15 protein-coding genes are annotated in these 19,527 nt (G+C 54.9%); 6 read left to right on the forward strand and 9 right to left on the reverse strand.

From position 1 onward, the window contains the following. The first annotated feature begins 6 nt into the window (after nt 1–6). The 6 genes from chbC to chbG all read left to right on the forward strand — a co-directional run bounded on the left by chbC (nt 7) and on the right by chbG (nt 6,434). Nucleotides 7–1,368, forward strand: a complete 1,362-nt coding sequence (gene chbC, locus ACE1BR_RS07535) for a PTS N,N'-diacetylchitobiose transporter subunit IIC (protein WP_374869016.1) — start codon at nt 7–9, stop codon at nt 1,366–1,368. An 83-nt stretch (nt 1,369–1,451) separates the two neighbouring features. After that, nucleotides 1,452–2,834 carry a glycoside hydrolase family 1 protein gene (locus tag ACE1BR_RS07540; RefSeq protein WP_374869018.1) on the forward strand — a complete coding sequence of 461 codons (1,383 nt, stop codon included), beginning with the start codon at nt 1,452–1,454 and terminating at the stop codon, nt 2,832–2,834. 49 nt (nt 2,835–2,883) lie between these two features. Continuing rightward, nucleotides 2,884–3,237 (forward strand): PTS N,N'-diacetylchitobiose transporter subunit IIA, encoded by a 354-nt coding sequence (chbA, locus tag ACE1BR_RS07545; protein WP_042061963.1) that lies wholly within the window; start codon nt 2,884–2,886, stop codon nt 3,235–3,237. Between the two features lie 54 nt (nt 3,238–3,291). Continuing rightward, nucleotides 3,292–4,119: a transcriptional regulator ChbR gene (chbR, locus tag ACE1BR_RS07550; protein WP_374869021.1), complete on the forward strand. Its 828-nt coding sequence runs from the start codon at nt 3,292–3,294 to the stop codon at nt 4,117–4,119. A gap of 148 nt (nt 4,120–4,267) precedes the next feature. Continuing rightward, nucleotides 4,268–5,614: a 6-phospho-beta-glucosidase gene (locus tag ACE1BR_RS07555; protein WP_042061965.1), complete on the forward strand. Its 1,347-nt coding sequence runs from the start codon at nt 4,268–4,270 to the stop codon at nt 5,612–5,614. Between the two features lie 55 nt (nt 5,615–5,669). Next, nucleotides 5,670–6,434: a chitin disaccharide deacetylase gene (gene chbG / locus ACE1BR_RS07560; protein WP_374869023.1), complete on the forward strand. Its 765-nt coding sequence runs from the start codon at nt 5,670–5,672 to the stop codon at nt 6,432–6,434. Between the two features lie 207 nt (nt 6,435–6,641). Here chbG and iolB read toward each other — a convergent pair whose 3' ends face one another. The 9 genes from iolB to iolD form a co-directional block, all read right to left on the reverse strand. Continuing rightward, the gene (gene iolB, locus ACE1BR_RS07565; protein ID WP_374869025.1) at nt 6,642–7,472 is read right to left on the reverse strand and encodes a 5-deoxy-glucuronate isomerase; all 831 of its coding nucleotides are present in this window, start codon (nt 7,470–7,472) and stop codon (nt 6,642–6,644) included. Between the two features lie 53 nt (nt 7,473–7,525). Continuing rightward, entirely contained in the window at nt 7,526–8,416 is an 891-nt protein-coding gene (gene iolE, locus ACE1BR_RS07570) for a myo-inosose-2 dehydratase (RefSeq protein ID WP_374869027.1), read from the reverse strand. A gap of 32 nt (nt 8,417–8,448) precedes the next feature. After that, complete coding sequence (gene iolC / locus ACE1BR_RS07575) at nt 8,449–10,359, reverse strand: 5-dehydro-2-deoxygluconokinase (protein WP_374869029.1); 1,911 nt, start codon at nt 10,357–10,359, stop codon at nt 8,449–8,451. Between the two features lie 74 nt (nt 10,360–10,433). After that, nucleotides 10,434–11,564 (reverse strand): Gfo/Idh/MocA family protein, encoded by a 1,131-nt coding sequence (locus tag ACE1BR_RS07580; protein WP_374869031.1) that lies wholly within the window; start codon nt 11,562–11,564, stop codon nt 10,434–10,436. Between the two features lie 141 nt (nt 11,565–11,705). Next, nucleotides 11,706–12,440: an exonuclease domain-containing protein gene (locus tag ACE1BR_RS07585; protein WP_374869033.1), complete on the reverse strand. Its 735-nt coding sequence runs from the start codon at nt 12,438–12,440 to the stop codon at nt 11,706–11,708. Continuing rightward, nucleotides 12,437–14,308, reverse strand: coding sequence for a DUF294 nucleotidyltransferase-like domain-containing protein (locus ACE1BR_RS07590; protein WP_374869035.1), 1,872 nt, complete (start codon nt 14,306–14,308; stop codon nt 12,437–12,439). Before ACE1BR_RS07590 ends, ACE1BR_RS07585 begins: the two co-directional genes overlap by 4 nt. Nucleotides 14,309–14,380: 72 nt before the next feature. Continuing rightward, nucleotides 14,381–16,078 (reverse strand): solute:sodium symporter family transporter, encoded by a 1,698-nt coding sequence (locus ACE1BR_RS07595; RefSeq protein ID WP_374869037.1) that lies wholly within the window; start codon nt 16,076–16,078, stop codon nt 14,381–14,383. Between the two features lie 118 nt (nt 16,079–16,196). Beyond that, nucleotides 16,197–17,183 (reverse strand): inositol 2-dehydrogenase, encoded by a 987-nt coding sequence (gene iolG, locus ACE1BR_RS07600; RefSeq protein ID WP_374869039.1) that lies wholly within the window; start codon nt 17,181–17,183, stop codon nt 16,197–16,199. Nucleotides 17,184–17,575: 392 nt separating this feature from the next. Beyond that, the gene (gene iolD / locus ACE1BR_RS07605) at nt 17,576–19,510 is read right to left on the reverse strand and encodes a 3D-(3,5/4)-trihydroxycyclohexane-1,2-dione acylhydrolase (decyclizing) (RefSeq protein ID WP_374869041.1); all 1,935 of its coding nucleotides are present in this window, start codon (nt 19,508–19,510) and stop codon (nt 17,576–17,578) included. Nucleotides 19,511–19,527: the final 17 nt, after the last annotated feature.

The raw sequence follows: 19,527 nt of genomic DNA on the forward strand, positions 1-19,527 counted from the left end.
ATCCCTGTGAGCAACATCATCGCATCGTTGGAGAAGGTCATACTGCCCATTGCCGTCAAGCTGGGCAAACAGCCTCATGTCAACGCCATCAAGAACGGCTTTATCAAGATGATGCCCCTGACACTGGTCGGGGCCATGTTCGTACTGATCAACAACGTGTTCCTGAGCTTTGGCGAAGGATCCTTCTTCTACTCCATCGGTGTGCGGCTCGATCCTGCCACCATCGCCACTCTGGACGGCCTCAAGAGCATAGGCGGCAACGTCTATAACGGCACTCTGGGGATCATGTCCCTGATGTCCCCCTTCTTTATCGGTCTGGCGCTGGCCGAAGAGCGCAAGACCGATCCCCTGGCCTCCGGCCTGCTGGCGGTAGCTGCCTTTATGACGGTCACCCCATTCAGCGTGGGTGAATCCTATGCAATTGGCGCCAACTGGCTGGGCGGAGCCAACATCATCTCCGGTATGCTGATCGGTATCGTCGTGGCCGAGATGTTCGCCTTTATCGTCCGTCGCAACTGGGTGATCACCCTGCCTGACAGCGTTCCGGCCTCGGTCTCCCGCTCCTTCTCCGCGCTCATTCCGGGCTTCATCATCCTCTCCATCATGGGGGTCATCTCCTATCTGCTGAGCGATGCGGGCACCAACTTCCACCAGCTGATCATGGACAGCATCGCCAAGCCGCTGTCCAATATGAGCGGTCTGGTCGGCTGGGTCTACGTGGTCTTCTCCTCCTTCCTCTGGTTCTTCGGGGTACACGGCATGCTGGCGCTTACCGCGCTGGAATCCGGTATTCTGTTCCCGTTTGCCCTGGAAAACGTCGCCCTCTACAACCAGTACGGCTCGGTTGAAGCGGCCATCGCGGCAGGCAAAGAATTCCACTTCTGGGCCAAGCCGATCACCGACTCCTTCGTCTTCCTCGGCGGTACCGGTGCCACCCTTGGCCTTATCCTGGCCATCTTTATGGTCTCCCGTCGCGATGACTACCGTCAGGTGGCCAAACTGGGTCTGCCCTCCGGCCTGTTCCAGATCAACGAGCCCATCCTGTTCGGCTTGCCGGTCATCATGAACCCCATCTTGGTAGTGCCCTTCATTCTGGTGCACCCGGTACTGATGGGGATCACCATGGCGGCCTACTACGCCGGGATCATCCCGCCCATCACCAACATTGCGCCATGGACCATGCCAACCGGCCTGGGCGCCTTCTTCAACACCAACGGCAGCGTGGCAGCCTTCTGTCTGGCGATATTCAACCTGGGGGTAGCCACCATGATGTATATCCCCTTCGTGTTGATTGCCAACAAGGCGCAGAACGTCATCGATGAAGAAGAGGAGAGCGAAGAGGATATCGCTCTGGCCCTGAAGTTCTGATGACCCGTGTTCTGATAACCAACGTTTCGATGACAACAGGGGAGGAGCCAGACTCCTCCCCCACCAGCCTGGAGAAGTAACCCATGCAGTATCGTTTTCCGGATAACTTCTGGTGGGGCAGCGCCAGCTCGGCCCCGCAGATGGAAGGCGCCGCCAACCGCGGCGGAAAATCCGCCAACATCTTTGACTACTGGTTCGCCATCGAGCCCGAGCGTTTCCACAACGGGGTTGGCCCGACCAATGCTTCCACCTTCTATGACCACTTCGAGAGCGACATCAAGCTGCTCAAGCAGCTGGGGCACAACAGTTTTCGTACCTCCATCTCCTGGTCACGGCTGATCCCGGACGGCACTGGCGAGATCAATCAGGAGGCGGTCAGCTTCTACAATGCCGTCTTTGATCGGCTGCTGGCCGAGGGGATCACCCCGCTCGTCAACCTCTACCACTTCGACATGCCGATGTGCATGCAGGAGCGTGGCGGCTGGGAGAGCCGGGAAGTGGTGGCCGCCTATGTGCGCTACGCCACCCGCTGCTTCGACCTGTTTGGCGGCCGAGTCAAACACTGGTTCACCTTCAACGAGCCGATCGTGCCGGTCGAGTGTGGCTATCTTGGCCACTATCACTACCCCTGCGTGGTCGATTTCGGCCGGGCAGCGACGGTTGCCTACCACACCGCACTGGCCCATGCCGGTGCCGTGCAGGCTTATCGCGCCTGTCAGCATGATGGCGAGATCGGCATCATCCTCAACCTGAGCCCGACCTATCCCCGCTCACAGGATCCGGCAGACATCGCCGCCTCCCGCATCGCGGATCTGCTGCTCAACAAGAGCTTCCTCGATCCGGCCATGAAGGGAAGCTATGACCCGGAGCTGGTCGCCCTGCTGGCGCAGTATGACTTGCTGCCGCAGATCGAAGAGGGTGACAAGGCACTGCTCGCCGCCGGTAAAGTGGATATCCTCGGCATCAACTACTACCAGCCCCGTCGGGTCAAAGCCAAAGAGGTGGCGTGGCAGGGTGTGCCGCGCACGCCGGAAGATCTGTTCGACTACTACGAAATGCCGGGCCGCAAGATGAACCCTCACCGCGGCTGGGAGATCTACGAAAAAGGGATCTACGACATTCTCACCGACCTGCGGGTCAACTACGACAACCTGCCCTGCTATATCTCCGAAAACGGCATGGGGGTCGAGGGGGAAGAGCGCTTTATCGGTGCCGAGGGGCGGGTAGAGGATGACTACCGCATCCAGTTCATTCGCGAGCACCTCGAGTGGCTGCATCGCGCGCTGGAAGAGGGTAGCGCCTGCCGCGGCTATCACCTGTGGACCTTTATCGACAACTGGTCGTGGCTCAATGCCTACAAGAACCGTTACGGCCTGGTCCGCCTCGATCTGGAGAGCCAGCAGCGCACCATCAAGAAGAGTGGCTACTGGTTTGCCGAGGTCGCGCGCAACCATGGTTTCAATTAACGGCTTTCACTAACGGTTTCAATCAACGCATTCACGTAAGGAACGACACATGTTCGATCTGGACAACATCACTGAAGAGGCCGCCACCTGCAACGATCTGGAAGAGGTGGTAATGGGGCTCATCATCAACTCCGGGCAGGCCCGCAGTCTGGCCTACACCGCCCTGAAAAAAGCCAAGGAGGGGGATCTGGCCGCCGCTCATCAGCTGATGGCCCAATCCCGCGAGGCGCTCAATGCCGCCCATCTGGTGCAGACCCAGCTGATCGAGGACGATCAGGGCGAGGGCAAGATCCCGGTCACCCTGGTGCTGGTGCATGCCCAGGATCACCTGATGACCTCCATGCTGGCCCGTGAGCTGATCAGCGAACTGATCGAGCTGCACGAAAAGCTGCAGAGCAAGTAACCTCGGGACGGGGCGTCTGGCCCCGTCAGCGGCCAGCAGATCAGGAAGCGACTCATGAATGTCAAAACAATCCGGGAAGCCGAACTGTTTAACAACAAACCGTTCCACATATTCATCTACAACAAGCAGGTGAGTGGAACCGGTTTGCACCAGCACGACTACTACGAGTTCACCCTGGTACTGACCGGCCGTTACTATCAGGAGGTTAACGGCAAGCGGGTGCTGCTGGAGCGGGGCGATGTGGTGTTTATCCCGCTCGGCTCCCGCCATCAGAGCTTCTACGAGTTCGGCACCACCCGCATCTTCAACGTCGGGATTACCCGTACCTATTTCGACGAACACTTCAAATACCTGCTGCCGGAACACTTCGTCGCCTCGCAAGCCTATGCGCTCAAGAGCGAGTTCCTCAGCTACATCGAGTCGGTGCTGGTCTCCCCCGGTTTCCGGGAAGAGGCGCTGACCGAATTTCTCGAAGTGATGACCTATGCAGTGATGAACCGGTTGCGCCACTACAAAGAGAGCTCTGCCTGCGATGATCTCCCGCACTGGCTCCATGAAACCGTGGAGCGAATGCACGATCGCCCCCTCTTTGCCGAGGATGCGCTGGCCAACATGGTCTCGCTCTGTGGCAAGAGCCAGGAGTACCTGACCCGGGCCACCCGGCGCTACTACAACAAGACGCCGATGCAGATCATCAACGAGATCCGGATCAACTACGCCAAGATGCAGCTGGAAGTCACCAACAACTCGGTGGCCGATATCGCCTTCGAGACCGGCTACAACGACGTCAGCCTCTTTATCAAAAACTTCAAGAAGCTGACCTCGTTTACCCCGGGCAGTTACCGCAAATATCTCTACCCGAAATTTGAAAGCCCGGCCTGATGCCGGACCCGAATTCCATGTAAATAGAACCGATTGCACTACAGAGCACCGTACCTGATCAGCCCCTGCCACAGAGGGCTGCGGCCCCTCTCACCCTGATGACAGAGCGGCCACCGTTAAACCGATAAAGATCGATGAAGAGGGATTTATGAGCGAGAAGATCAAGGTAGTCACCATAGGCGGCGGCAGCAGCTACACCCCCGAGCTGGTCGATGGTTTCATCAAGCGCTACGCCGAGCTGCCCATCAGCGAACTGTGGCTGGTGGATATCCCCGCTGGCGAAGAGAAACTGAACATCATTTTCGATCTCTGCCAGCGGATGATCCGCCAGGCGGGCATCCCCATGACCCTGCACAAAACCCTGGATCGCCGCGAAGCGCTGCCTGGCGCCCACTTCGTTACCACCCAGTTGCGGGTCGGCCAGTTGCAGGCGCGGGAGAAGGATGAGCGCATCCCCTTGAGCCACGGCATGCTGGGGCAGGAGACCAATGGCGCGGGCGGCCTGTTCAAAGGGCTGCGCACCATTCCGGTCATCTTCGACATCATCCGCGATGTGGAAGCGCTCTGCCCGGATGCCTGGCTTATCAACTTCACCAATCCGGCTGGCATGGTGACCGAAGCGGTGCGCCGTCATACCAACTTCCGCCGCTTTATCGGGGTGTGTAACATTCCGGTCGGCATGCAGATGTTTGTGCGTGATGCCCTCAAACTGACCGAGCAGGATCACCTCTCGATGGACTTGTTTGGCCTCAACCATCTGGTCTTTATCGGTGACGTGCTGGTCAACGGCGAATCCCGCTTTGATGAGCTGCTGGAAGGGGTCGCCGATGGCAGTCTCACCCGCGCCAGCTCGGTCAAGAACATCTTCGATCTGCCGTTCGACCCCGGTTTTATCCGCGGCCTGCGCCTGCTCCCCTGCTCCTACCTGCGTTACTACTTCAAGGAGAAAGAGATGCTGGGGATCGAGATGGGCGAGTTCTACAAGGGCGGCGCCCGGGCTCAAGTCGTGCAGCAGGTCGAGAAGAAGCTGTTCGAGCTCTACCAGAACCCCGAGCTGTGCGAGAAGCCCAAGGAGCTGGAGCTGCGTGGCGGCGCCTACTACTCCGATGCCGCCTGCGAGGTGATCAGCGCCATCTACAACGACAAGCAGAGCGAGCACTACGTCATCGTGCCCCATCAGGGCCATGTCACCAATATCCCGGCCGACTGGACGGTGGAGATGAGCTGCCTGATCGGGCGTGACGGCGCCATCCCCCATCCGCGCCTCACCCGCTTTGACGACAAGGTGAACGGGCTGGTGCACCTCATCAAGAGCTTCGAGATCGCCGCCGCCAAGGCCGCCATCAGTGGCAACTTCGACGACCTGCTGCTGGCGATGAACCTCAACCCGCTGATCCACTCCGACAACGATGCCCGCATCGTCGCCCGCGAGCTGCTGCTGGCCCACCGCGAACACCTGCCCAACTTCGCCGCCGCCATCGACGCCCTCGCCTGAGGCCAGCACGCCCCGCCTGACCACAGGCGGGGCGCTTAACCGCAAGGGAATCCTCATGAGCAAGAGATTGATCATCAACGCCGACGACTTCGGCCTCTGCCGTGCCCAGAACTACGGCATCGTAGAGGCGTTCGAGCACGGAGTCGTCAGCTCCACCAGCGCCATCGTCACCTCCCCCGCCATCGAACACGCCGCCTGGCTGGCCGGGCGCTTTCCCGAACTGCCCGTCGGGTTGCACTTTATGCTCAGCTGGGGGAAGCCGCTCACACCGCTCACCTCGCTGGTCAACGAGCAGGGTGATCTCAACAAGGGGATCTGGCACAAGAGCGAGGCGGGAGAACTGGATCTGGCGGAGATATCCGGCGAGCTGGCGAGTCAGTATCAGCGCTTTATCGCGATCTTCGGCCAGCAGCCGACCCATATCGACAGCCACCACCATGTTCATATGCTGCCGACTATCTACCCGCTGGTGGAGACCTTCGCCAAGGCGCATGACCTGCCCCTTCGCATCGACCGGGGCGAAATAGCCCGCCACGGTCTGACCGTCACCCACTCGCAAAGCTGCGAACGGTTTGACGACCGCTTCTACGGCGCGCAGCTGACCCAAGCCAACCTGCTGCAACTGCTCGATGAGGCCAGTGAACAGGGGGCCCATTCGCTCGAGATCATGTGCCACCCCTCCTTTATCGATCTGGAGATGCAGGTCAGCTCCTACTGCCAGCCCCGCCTCAACGAACTGGCGATCCTGACCGATCCGGCCCTGCCCGCCCTTATCACCGAGCGCGGCTACCGCCTTACCAGCTATCGGGAGTGGCAATAACCCGAACGGTGCAAGTGAACAGACCCGCGCTGATATTTGCCAAAAACGCAGAAACGAAAAAGCCCAAGCGGGTAACCGCTTGGGCTTTCTCTTTGAATATGGCGAAGGGGAAGGAACAACAAGCATGATGACGGTACCCAGACCATCATGATGCTCAACCCGCATTAAGGGCAGAGCCAACAACTGCGACTACACAACCCTCAGCCCTCACTGAGATGGCGTGAGCTCGGCATAGGAGTCGGTATTGATCCACTGATGGTCAGCTTCCCAGCTAAACAGCCATTTGCGTACTGGCCCAGCCATCACATTCAGATAGTAGTTATCATAACCGGCCAAGGTAGCGACCGGGTGATACCCTCTGGGTGCCATGACCACATCCTTGTCGTAAACAGCCATCGATTCGTCAAGGGTCCGATCATCGGTGTAAACCCGCTGGAAGCAGAATCCCTGCGGGGGATTGATCCTGTGGTAATAGGTCTCTTCCAGATAAGTCTCGTTAGGGACATTGTCAGTATCGTGCTTATGGCTCGGGTAAGAGCTGGTACAACCCTCTTCGGTAAACACCTCAACCACTAGCAAGCTATCGGCAGACGCGGTATCAGGCAGAATGTTGTGCACAAACCGGCGATTGTTGCCACGACCACGCGCCTCTGCACCAATATCTTGTGGCCGTATCAGCCGGGACGGATGGGTACCTTTACCCGGAGCACGGCACACGGCAAGCTCCAGTGCCGTTTCCGCCACCACAGAACAACTATCGCCACGAGTGATATAGACAGCCCACGGTTTTTTGCGCTCAAACGGATTCATTCGCTCACCGATGCGCGAATAGCGGGCATGCGGCGTCGATACGGTCGCCAGACCAGCCACCAACACGAGGCAGAGTTCATCCTCACCAGCCGCAAACTCGATACGCTGGCTCGCCGCCAACTCATACACCTCAAAACCCACATGGTGCCAACCTGCAGAGATCGGGGTGATACAGTGAGTACGTCCCTGGCCATCAGGAGAATGATGGCGGGACAAGAGTTTAGACATGCAGCTCTCCTTATGAAGAAGCGGCGAAGCACACTCTTCGCCGCTCCGAATGGTTAGATAAGCCCGGCTTCCTGCGCAAAACGGTGCAGATTCTGATAGCCCATGGTGGCGTAGGTAAGCGGATGAGCAATCGCCGGATCCTGCTCTGCTTCAACGACCAGCCAGCCTTGATAACCATTCGCCTTCAAAATGGGGAACAGAGCACCATAGTCAACACAACCGTCTCCCGGGACCGTATAAACACCGGCAAGTACCGAGTCCAGGAAGCTCAGCTTGCGATTTTTCACATCAGCCAACACCTTGGCTCGTATATCCTTGCAGTGGACATGATTGATACGAGGTGCCCAGCGCTTGGCTACCGCCACAGGATCCGCGCCTGCAAATGTCAGATGACCGGTATCGAGTAACAGTCCGACCTCATCGCCGGTATGGCGCATCAAATTATCAATATCCTGCTCTGTTTCAATGACGGTTCCCATGTGGTGGTGGTAGGCGATTTTTACACCCTGGCTCAGGGTATAGCGGGCAAACTCGGTCAACTTGCGCCCATATTCCTCCCAGCGGTCGGCCGGGAAAAGAGGACGCAAGTGGACTGGCATCTGCTGGTTGCCATGGATGCAACCCGTCACCTCGGCAAACACCATCACGTTAGACCCAAGCTCGCGCAGCAGGGTCAGGTGATCCTGTACCGCAGCAATCTCTTCCTCGACACTGCGACTCAGTAACTCGCCGGAATACCAGCCAGAAACCAGTTTGAGTTGATGACGGGCTAGAATCGGCCCGAGCACACTCGCCTGGCGAGGAAATTTGTTACCCAGTTCAAAGCCGGCAAAACCAGCCTGCTTGCCTTCACTGAGGCAAGTATCAAGAGGGGTGTCAGCGCCGAGCGAGGGAAGGTCGTCGTTAGTCCAGGTCAGCGGGTTGATGCCAAGTTGTACAGTCATGCTTAATACTCCTTTAAAATGTCACATTCCGATCATTGCACTGTGCGCTGACGCCATAAGGCGATAAGACGCAGATAGTTGTCCCGGATCTGGCCAATGAGTTGTTCATCACTGATATCACCTGCAAGCCAGGCTCGAGAAGGGGCGCCAAACAAAGTACGCCCGACGGCAAATCCCTTGACCAGAGGAGAGCTTGCCGCTGCGGCAAAACCTGCTGCCAGCTCAGACTCTGGTGCATCCAAACCGAGCAACACCACCCCGCGGCAGTAGGGATCACGCTCGGTCACCAGCTGTTCAAGCGCTTGCCACCCCTCACGCTGCATAGGAGGAAGCTTCCACCAATCCGGTTTAATCCCAAGGTTGTAAAAACGCTGAACAGCTCGGAGATACAATTGATCGCTGCGAGCCATGCCTACCGGCAGGATCACCTCAAGCAACAATTCATGGCCACTCTCGCAGCAGGCACGATAAACCTCTTGCACCATGCACTCTTGCTCCAGACGCAACTCGGTCTCGTCTTCCGGATGGCAGAACACCAGACACTTGACCACATGCTCAAGCGGCCAGTTGACCAGTTGAGTGCCGATATTGCCATGCTCCAGAGCCAGCGGGCGGGACCCTGGCAACTCGATAGGCCGCCCAATCCACCAACCACGGCCAGTCACATCATTGAGCACCCCTTGGCCAAACGAGCTGTCACAAAGCAAGCCAGCCTTTCCTTGCAATCCCGCAATATCGACAGTCTCGCAACTGGCGCGATAAATCAGCTGTTTGAGCACTGCAATCCGATCGAGCGATGCGCCAGCGGCTCGAGCCATCTCGACAAACTGGCTGCGATGATCAAACGCCATGACACACAACTCGTCCCACTTTCTGGTCCGGGTCGTCACCCGATGCAGATGATTGAGATGGGGATCCAGGTCCGGGCGTAACACCTCGGCAGCGCGGCTCAGATAATCATCAAGCTCGATGGCAGTTGGCATGGCCGGAGCACAACCATGGCGCGAGACAACCAAAGCGCCGCACGCATTCGCATAAGCACAAGCTCGCTCCCATCCCTCCCCATTGAGATAGCCACGTAGCAGGCCCGACATGAAGGCATCCCCTGCCCCCAATACGTTGAGCACGTCGACTCTCACCCCTTTGACGGTGATCCCCTCATCAAGCGTGCGAGGAATTTCACCAGAGAATACCGAGCTACCCAGCGGCCCTCGCTTGCAAACCAGCTCAGCCCCTGTCAGCTCACGAACCCGGCGCAGGGCGCTGATGGTATCTGTCGAGCCACCGGCGATATGAAACTCTTCTTCTGTTCCCACAATAAGATCGAACAGCCCCAGCACCTCCTGTAACCGAGAGGTGACCTGTTCATTCGCGATGAAGCGGGTCTCACCATCGCCTAACGAGGTAAGCCCCCAAAGAACTGGGCGATAATCGATATCAATCGCCGTCTTGACCCCATGCCGCCGCGCATATTCCAGTGCCGTAAGTACCGCATCTCTGGTTTTTGGGTTCGATAAGTGAGTACCGGTAATGGCAAGACAGCGGGCGGATGCAATAAATTCTTCATCAATATCAGCACTGGTCAGCGCCATGTCGGCACAGTTATCACGGTAGAAAATCAGGGGAAAGGTTTCTTGATCTTTGATGCCCAAGATCACCAAGGCAGTAAGGTGATCCCGATCCGTGATGAGATGACTGGTATCACATCCCACGCTATTGAGCTCTTCGCGCAGGAAACGGCCCATATGCTCATCTCCCACGCGGGCCAACATCGCGGATTTGAGCCCTAAACGTGCGGTACCAAACGCCACATTACCTGACGACCCACCCAGATATTTGGCAAATGACCCCATATCTTCAAGTCGAGCACCAATCTGCTGTCCATACAGATCGACGGCAACCCTGCCAAGGCAAATCAGATCGAGTTTCTTTTTATTGATCATACATAGCTCCAAGCTGGCTCCGTGAGGAGCAGTGATCCGCCACTGCGGTCACGGGAAAATGGGGACTGCACCGCCTAGCATTCGCTGACATCAACCCAGCGAGCATGGGCATGGGATAAAGCAATGGCGTCCAGCACCCTTGAAACCTTCCATCCCTCCTCGAAATCTGGCCAAAGGGAATCATTGGTAGCAATTGCATCTACCAAATCACGAACCTCTACCGTCTTTTGATCATTGAACCCAATGCCATGCCCGGCGCCACCGCAGAAGGGGGCATAATCGGTGTGGGCAGGTCCAACCAGGATGGTCTTGAAGCCTTGCCGAGCAACAGGCTCATCGTGACGATAGAGCTTGAGCTCAGCCATCCGCTCCTGAGTGAAAGAGAGGGTCCCTTTCGTTCCGGTCACCACGTAACTGAGCCCCATCTTGCGACCACATGCGATACGTGATGTTTCGATAAGGCCACGAGCACCTGTGGCAAAGCGCACCATGGCATGGGCCTGATCCTCATTCTCAACAGGCACCAGACTACTGGCCCCCGCCCGCTCTGGCCTATGGGTGATAACCGTCTGCAGATCTCCGCACACCTGTTCGATATCACCGACCAGATAGTGGGCCATATTGACGATATGGGCAGCGAGATCACCAAGGGCACCCAAACCGGCCGTCTCCTTGAAACAGTGCCAATGGATGGGGGCGAGCGGATCGGCCATATAGTCTTCGTTGTGGGTACCGTAGAAATGCACAACGTCACCAATCTCACCACTGGCAATGATCTCGCGGGCCAGAGTTGCAGTGGGATTTTTCATGTAGTTGAAACCGACCAGCGTCTTTACCCCAGCCAATTTCGCAGCCACGACCATCTCGCGCGCATCGGCGGCACACAGCGCCAGGGGTTTTTCCGAATAGACATGCTTGCCGTGGCGGATCGCCGCCAGAGCCATCTCTTTATGCAGGTGATTGGGTGAGCAGATATCAACCACATCAATGGCCGGGTCAGAGACCAAGGCACGCCAGTCTCCGGTTGAGCGGCGAAAACCAAACTCCTGAGCCCGCTGCTTGGCCAGCTCTGGGGTCACCTCGGCCACCATCTCACATATCAACTCGCCCTTGAGGGGGAACACTGTGGGAGCTTGGGCAAACGCAATGGCATGAGCCCTCCCGATATAGCCTGTTCCTATCAGACCGATGCGAACCTGCGTCATACACTCCTCTCCTGCTCTGGCCGGTACTGAACCGACTACCATTTCATGTTACGGCAACACGAAATATATATTTCAAAAAAGAGAGTAAATGAAATCAAAAGTTCGTTTTGTGATCTAAGCGAAATTTTTGTTTCTAGCAGCTCATATCCTCATGCCATTGATATGAACTCGCCGATAGAGCGGCCCCAATACCCGTGGCTGACCCGCCAAGATTTCCTTCATCTGGACCAAAAGCAGCTCGCCAGTGGCGACCGCATCGGCTAACGCGTTATGAGCAAGGTAAGGCGGCAAACCTCGACGATGGCGAATTTCACTGAGCCTGAAGTCGCCTTTTTGCACCAGTCGGTTACAAAGCAATGACTTCTCCAGCGCCAGCGTATCGAGCCAGGGTAGTGGCAATTCATGCTCAATACCGCAGTGACGGGCCAAGAGCGCACTGAAGAAACGGCGTTCAATAGCGGCACCATGGGCCACCAATAATCGCCCGGTCATCGCCTCTAGCAGCTTGGACAGGGCCTCCTTTTCATCAAGGCCACCGTAAAGTGCCTGAGGGGTAATATGATGGATCACCGAACTCTCGGCACTGACCGCCTCAGAAGCCAGATAGTGGTGGCAAGATTGGCCGAGACACAAGGTCCCATCAACAACCGGTATCCACCCCATTGAAAGAATACGATCCTGCGCAGGGTTCAATCCGCTGGTCTCCATGTCCAGAACCAGCATGGGTAACTGCCAAGGATCGGCGCTCGCGGTGGGGCAAGGGTGAGCAAGCAGGGAACGCACCAAAGGTTCATGGCCAAGCCTGGTCAGCGCTCTTGAGCGTCGTCGCTCCAGGGCCGCAAGAGGATCTAGCCAGCGCCGCAAAGAGCCTATCATCGCAATATTCCTGCCGCGTGAAAGCGTTGACCTGCTGCTTCCTGCGTACGGGCAATTATGCGAAACGCATCTTTGAGGTGGTTTCGCTCAAACTGACTCAGACTGGTTGGCGCTATACCGTGTCCGTATGTATCACCTTGGCGCAAAGCCTGGATCTGATGCCGGAAACGCACCTGATTCAGGAATTCGAAAGCCTCCAGTAACTCCTTGCGGCTGCCCTCGCTGATAATGTCACCCGCCACCGCATCAGCTAACCGAGCCGCCGTTTCAGTGGCACTACTACCTGCAGCCAAGGCATAGATTCTGGCTAATTCAACCACCAGATTGATCGCTTGTTTCTTGATATTGAGGGTACTGCGATTCTCACCATCTCTCGCCAGAACAAACTGACGAAACAGGCCCAAAGGCGGATTGACCCGTAGCGAATTTGCCACCAAGACGGTCAAAAATCGTGGATGACTGCCAATCAGCCGCCCTAAACCCGCTTGCAGGCGACTGACCAAAGAGGTATCACCATAGAGTGCTCGCAGGTCCAGAAAGACACTGGCATGAAGCAACGCTTCTGTCTCTGGCTTGGCAATCCAGATCCGATAGCGGGCCAACCAGGCATCCAGGCTAATACACCAGGCAGGATTGGATGCCATCATATGGCCAGGACAGAGCTGGTAGCCACATTCAGCCAAACCGTAACAAACCCACTCCCCCAGACGACGAAAATACTCCCTCCCCTCGCCATGGATCTCTCGGGACAATACCAGTGCATTGTCCTGATCCGAGAAAGGGTGCATCTCACCACGCGCTTGTGAACCCGCCACCATCCAGGCATAACTGCATGGCGGCTCCCCTAACTCCCGTTCAGCCAACTGAAGGAGACTACGGGTAATGGCATCGGCGATGAGGGTCATTATTTGAGCTATTCGCCCTGCCTGTACTCCCCCGTCAACAAGCGCCTCAAATAAAGCTTGGCGCTGGGTACAGAGAGTTTGTAACCCCGCCACTGACTCCTGACGGTAAATACGGCTGATCAAAAATACCGCCTGCGCCTGGTTGCGCTGAACCAGGCTGGTTGCCGTCAGCACCCCACATATCTTCCCCTGCTCAATGACGGGCAAGCTACGGACGTTATGATGCATCATCAACTCTACCGCCTGTATCAGGGGGGCATTACTGTCAATCGTGCATGGGTTGCAACTCATGACCAATCTGATCGGTTGATCAAATTGCAACCCTTGGGCGATCACTCGTTTGGTCATATCTCTGTCGGTAACAATCCCAAGCAATGTTCCTCGTTCCATGATCAAGGCACTGGATCGATGCTCACGAACCATGACCTCTGCCGTCTCTTGAATAGACGTTTCCGGCGATACCACAGCCATTTGACGATTGACCATTGCAGAGACCGGCTGAAGCGAGAACAGCATCTCTTCAGAGGGGCGCTCACGTTGTTGCCCGGAAGCCAATCGCCGATGTTCCGCTTCGGCAAAATGCTCTTTGAGTGAGTAGTTCTGCTCCATTACTTCATAAAGAACAGCCTTGGGGATACCGTAGATCAGAGAGGGTTCGAGCGCGATGACCTGATAATCAGCGTCCCCCTCCCGTTCAAGCTGGCTGAATCCGAATAGATCACCGCTCCCCAAACGAGCACGTAAACGCTGGTCTGGATAACGCTGTTCAAGCGCACCAGTGCGCACAACAAACAAGCCCCTCCCCACAATCCGCTCACTTGGCACTATCTCTCCTGCTGACCAGTAAGAGATCTCTATCTGTCCAGCTAGCAACTTCAACTCGGACTCTCGTAAAAGATCGAACGGGTCTGCGGAAGAGAGAAAGTGACAAATATTTGGCAACAGGGATTGATCCAACGACATGGGAATACGATCTCCAGGTGTTACAAATAGGGACGCCCCCTGATGGCGGGGGCGTCAAAACAACTTAACAACTCAATCCTCAGCTTCCACTATCAATGTGCGAGATGTGCCAAACAGCTCGCGACCTATAGCCCAGAAAATATAGCCAAGAGCTATAAGTGCTACTAGATAATAAAGCCCCATAAACCAGGTCGGTACATTTTGTGCCAGGAATACGTACATTGAAATAGAGCCCAAGGCGATAAGAACAGCAACCGGCTTGACCAGACTCCAAGGCTGAATATCAACTTGCTCAGTGTAGACTTCCTCATACGCTTTTTGGGGATAGAAATGACCAACCAGCAACATGAACACCACATTGAGCACAAACAGAATACCCAACAGATGGAAAAAGTGGATATCAACTTTGATCACAAAATTGAACAAAATATAAGCTGACATACCAAAAAGTAAACCTAGCTTAGCTGCGATGGCTGGCACTTTCTTGGTCAGCAATCCGACCAAAACAACACTCAGGATGGGAGCATTGAAAATCCCCTGCAACTGCTGGATAAGATAGAACAGTCCATCTGGTGCATTTGCAACCAGAGGTGCAACGATCATTGCTACCAATGCCAAACCAAGGCCAAGGTATTTCCCAACAGCGACAGTTTGCGCTTCGGTAGCATCGGGTTTAAGGCTCTTTTTATAGATATTGATGGTAAACAGAGTCACTGATGAATTCAGCCCACCACTAAAGGTAGAAAACACCGCGCCCACCACTACCGCAGCAAAGAAGCCAACCAGCATCTCGGGCAATACTAATTGCACCAAACGAGGATAGGCATGGTCTGGATTATCAATTTGCCCCTGAAATATATGAAAGGCAACAATACCCGGGAGAATAATGATTGAAGGGATCATCAACTTGAAGAACGCACACAGCAAGACGCCCTTCTGTCCCTCAGCCAGGTTCTTGGCACCCAGCGCCTTTTGTACAATTGACTGGTTGGTACACCAAAAAAACATATTAGATATGATGAGACCAGTAAATAACGTTGAGAAGGGAACAAGAGAATCTTCAGCACCGATGGAGTTGAATTTCCCGGGGTTGAACTCATAAACTTCTACCAGTCCACTCCAAACATTACCATTACCAACATAGGCCAAGGCAAACAGTGTCACCATTAAACCACCGGTAATCAGCCCAACACCATTTACCGTATCCGCGATGGCAATGGCCTTGATCCCGCCAAACACGGCATATATGGCACCGAGCCCCCCGACGCCCCAAACCATAATCCATAAGGCTGTCGTTTTATCAATCTGGAATACCTCAGACACCCGAAACAGGCTTTCCAGAGCAATCGCGCCGGTATATAGCACAATGGGCAACAGGGATATAACGTACATCCCTAAAAACAGGATTGAGGTAATAGTGAGGGTCTGTTTGTCAAAACGCCGCTCGAGAAATTCGGGAATTGTCGAGATACCCAGCTTCAGATATTTTGGCAAAAAGAATAATGCAAACAGTACTATCGTCATGGCAGCCATTACTTCCCAAGCCATCACGATAAAACCGGTACGAAATGACAATCCGTTCAATCCGACCAAATGTTCTGTAGAGAGGTTCATCAGCAGCATAGAGCCACCAATATACATACCGGTCATGGACCGGCCACCAAGGAAATATCCCTCAGCTGATTCGGTTAAATGTGCATTATGTGTTTTGTAGTAGGCGATAGCGGCCACCAGCAGGGTGAAACCGATAAAGGAGGTAAAGGCTAACATGTGTGCGTTCTCCGTGTCTTCATTGCCCAATGACACTGCCTCATGAAAGAGGCAGCGACATATGGTGCGAAGAGATGTGAGGATTGGCGCAAGGCCTTGTTATTATTTTCTCACGGTATCACAGCTTGACTTCACGACCGCTGTGGAGGGATTCCAGTGCTTTATCAGCCAGATAGAGTGCCTGAGCGCCATCATTGCCACTGCATTCCGGCACAGCCCGCCCAGCCAGTACATCAACAAAGTGGCTCCATTCCGCAATATAGGCAGCGGCATAACGTTGCAGGAAGAAATGTTCTGGCTTGGCAGCGACGCACCCTTCCTCACCCCAAAGCTCGACTGCATTTTCATGAATGTTTTTGGCTGTCAGCAACCCTTTGGCTCCGTGCAACTCCAGACGCTGATCGTAGCCATAACCTGAGCGGCGGCTGTTGACAATCGTAGCCATTGCCCCGGATGGGAACTTCATCACGACAAAGGCTGTATCGATATCACCAGCTTCACCAATAGCAGGATCAACCAGATTGCTTCCCTGCGCATAAATAGATACGGGATCCTCCCCAATGATGAAACGAGCCATATCAAAGTCGTGGATGGTCATATCCCGGAACATGCCACCAGATACTTTGACGTAGGTAGCTGGAGGAGGAGAAGGATCTCGTGAAGTAATTACCAAAGACTCTGCCTTGCCAATTGAACCGGCCGCCAGCAACTCTCTTACGCGACGGAACTGGGGGTCATAGCGACGGTTAAAGCCAACAAACAAGGGGACTTTGCAAGTAGCTACGGTTGCCAAGCAATCACGAACACGAGCCAGATCGAGGTGGACCGGTTTTTCGCAAAAAATGGTTTTTCCTGCACGTGCAGCCTGCTCAATCAGATCGGCGTGCGTATCGGTAGCCGAAGCAATCAATACCCCGTGAATCTCGGGGTCTGCCATTGCTTCCTCACAACTCTGTACCTTGGCACCATACTTGGCAGCCAAAGCAATGGCCCCTTCCTGATGAGGGTCGATGACCGAATAGAGGCGGGTTTCCTTGTGCTCAGCGATATTGACCGCATGAACCTGCCCAATGCGACCGGCACCAAATAACGCGATATTAAACATACCAACTCCTTGATACTGTTTATCTACACACTGCTGTGGGTTGTAGGCGTCTTGCCGAGATGCTGGCTGCGCCTGCGAGTCAGGCAGACCGATACCTAACTACCTTTACTGGGCTCTTCGGTCTGGATTAGACAAACATACCATTTGAAATTTTTATTTCAATTTTTAATCAATTGGATGTTTCGTTTTTGCGGAGGAGTTAACACTTTGCTATTTAGATGCCGCGACCTTTGCGTTTCAAAACTCAAAAAGCAACATTGAAAACAATAACTTAATTACAATCAACACTTCAGGCGACATGCTATTCACACATTTCATTTTTATCCCCTATGAAATAGAAAAAGGGAGGCGATCGCCTCCCTTCATGCAGAAATAATAAATTAACAGTTATCTCAGTATTGCCGCGCGCGCGTCGCCAAAATGTCACGAATTTCTGCAGCTGCAGCCTCAATTTCGGGCTTGTTTGCTATCTGTGCAGTACCTGTATGCCACCACGCCTCGTAACCATGAGTCATCGTTTTGGGCAGTACTTTGATGTCAATCAGCACCGGTCCCACATCACGTGCCGCAGCCGCCAATGCGGCCTCCAACTCCGCTTCGTCATGCACCCGATAACTAGTACAACCGTAACTCTCTGCATTCTTGGCAAAGTCCACTCGCACCAACGGACCATTCAACATCCCGCTATCAGGATTTCGATACCGATTTTCGGTGCCGAAACTCCCCATTCCCTGCCCCATTTGCAAATTATTAATACAACCAAACCCTGCATTATCGAACAGCAGGACGACAATCTTCAGTCCCTCTTGTACTGCCGTTTGCAGTTCTGTGTGCAGCATCAAATAAGAGCCATCACCGACAAACGCATAGACTGGCTGGGCTGGCGATGCTATCCGGGCTCCAATAGCGGCAGCAATCTCGTAGCCCATGCAGGAGTAGCCATATTCGAGATGGTAAGTATCCGGATGTCGTGGCCGCCACATACGCTGCAAGTCACCAGGCAGCGAGCCCGCCGCCCCGACAACAATGGCATCTGGTTCCAGCCACTTGTCCAGCAATCCCAATACCCGGGTTTGGGTCAATCGGGTAGCCAGCGTATCCATGTACTCGGGCAGTTGATGATCCAGTTGACCTGCGACTTCAGGCACAAAATCCCTGCCAATCTGGACATTGGCCAACCGCTGCCACTCCCTTTCCCACTCGGCCCGGGCGGACGTAATCTCATCGGTGTAACTGCTGCGATAATCACGCGCCGCAAGCCCGGTGTTCAACATCTCCAATGCAACTCGAGCATCTGCAACCACAGGTACAGCATCCAGCTTATGCGCATCAAAACTGGCAATATTGATAGTCAGGAATTGGACATCTGGATTACTAAACAATGACTTGGATGCAGTAGTAAAATCGGTGAAACGGGTACCAACCCCAATGATCAAATCAGCATCGGTTGCCAAACGGTTTGCCGCCAGACAACCGGTTGTGCCAAGCCCACCAACATTGAGGTGATGCTCAGCTTCTATAGCCCCTTTGCCCGCCTGTGTCTCGGCAAAAGGAATATTGAAGCGCTCGACAAAATCACGCAGTGCACCGTGCGCCTCGCTGTAACGCACACCCCCGCCACAGACCAACAAGGGTTTACGCTTGCGTGTAATAAGCGAGAGTGCGTCCGTCAGCATGGCCTCACTGGGAGGCCGACGTTCAATTCGGTGAACTCGCCTTGTAAAGAAGGAGGCCGGGTAATCATAGGCTTCACCTTGCACATCTTGCGGCAGACAGAGAGTAACAGCCCCCGTATCGGCAGGATCTGTGAGTACCCGCATGGCATTTATCAGGGCACTCATTAACTGCTCTGGCCGAGAAATCCGGTCCCAATAACGCGAGACAGGACGAAAACAATCATTCGTACTGATGCTGGCATCATGGTATTGCTCTACCTGCTGTAAAACGGGATCAGGTTGGCGGCAGGCAAACAAGTCACCCGGCAATAACAGTAAAGGCAAGCGATTGGCTGTAGCCGTGGCAGCAGCTGTCACCATATTGGCAGCTCCCGGACCGACAGAAGAGGTCACAGCACAGATCCGTTTGCGTTTATGCTGCTTGGTAAACCCCAGGGCGATATGAGCCATCCCCTGCTCATTACACCCCTGATAGACTTTCAATCCCCCTGCATCTTGCTCCAGCGCCTGGCCCAATCCCAGCACATTACCATGGCCAAAGATGGTAAAAATGCCATGGACAAACTTGTGTTGGGCACCATCAATTTCCACAAACTGCTGATCCAGAAACTTCACCAGTGCCTGGGCCATCGTCATTCTGATCCGCTGCATAGAGACTCCCTGCTATC

Origin of the sequence: Aeromonas sp. MdU4 (assembly GCF_041929505.1) — a bacterium.
Taxonomy (GTDB): domain Bacteria; phylum Pseudomonadota; class Gammaproteobacteria; order Enterobacterales; family Aeromonadaceae; genus Aeromonas.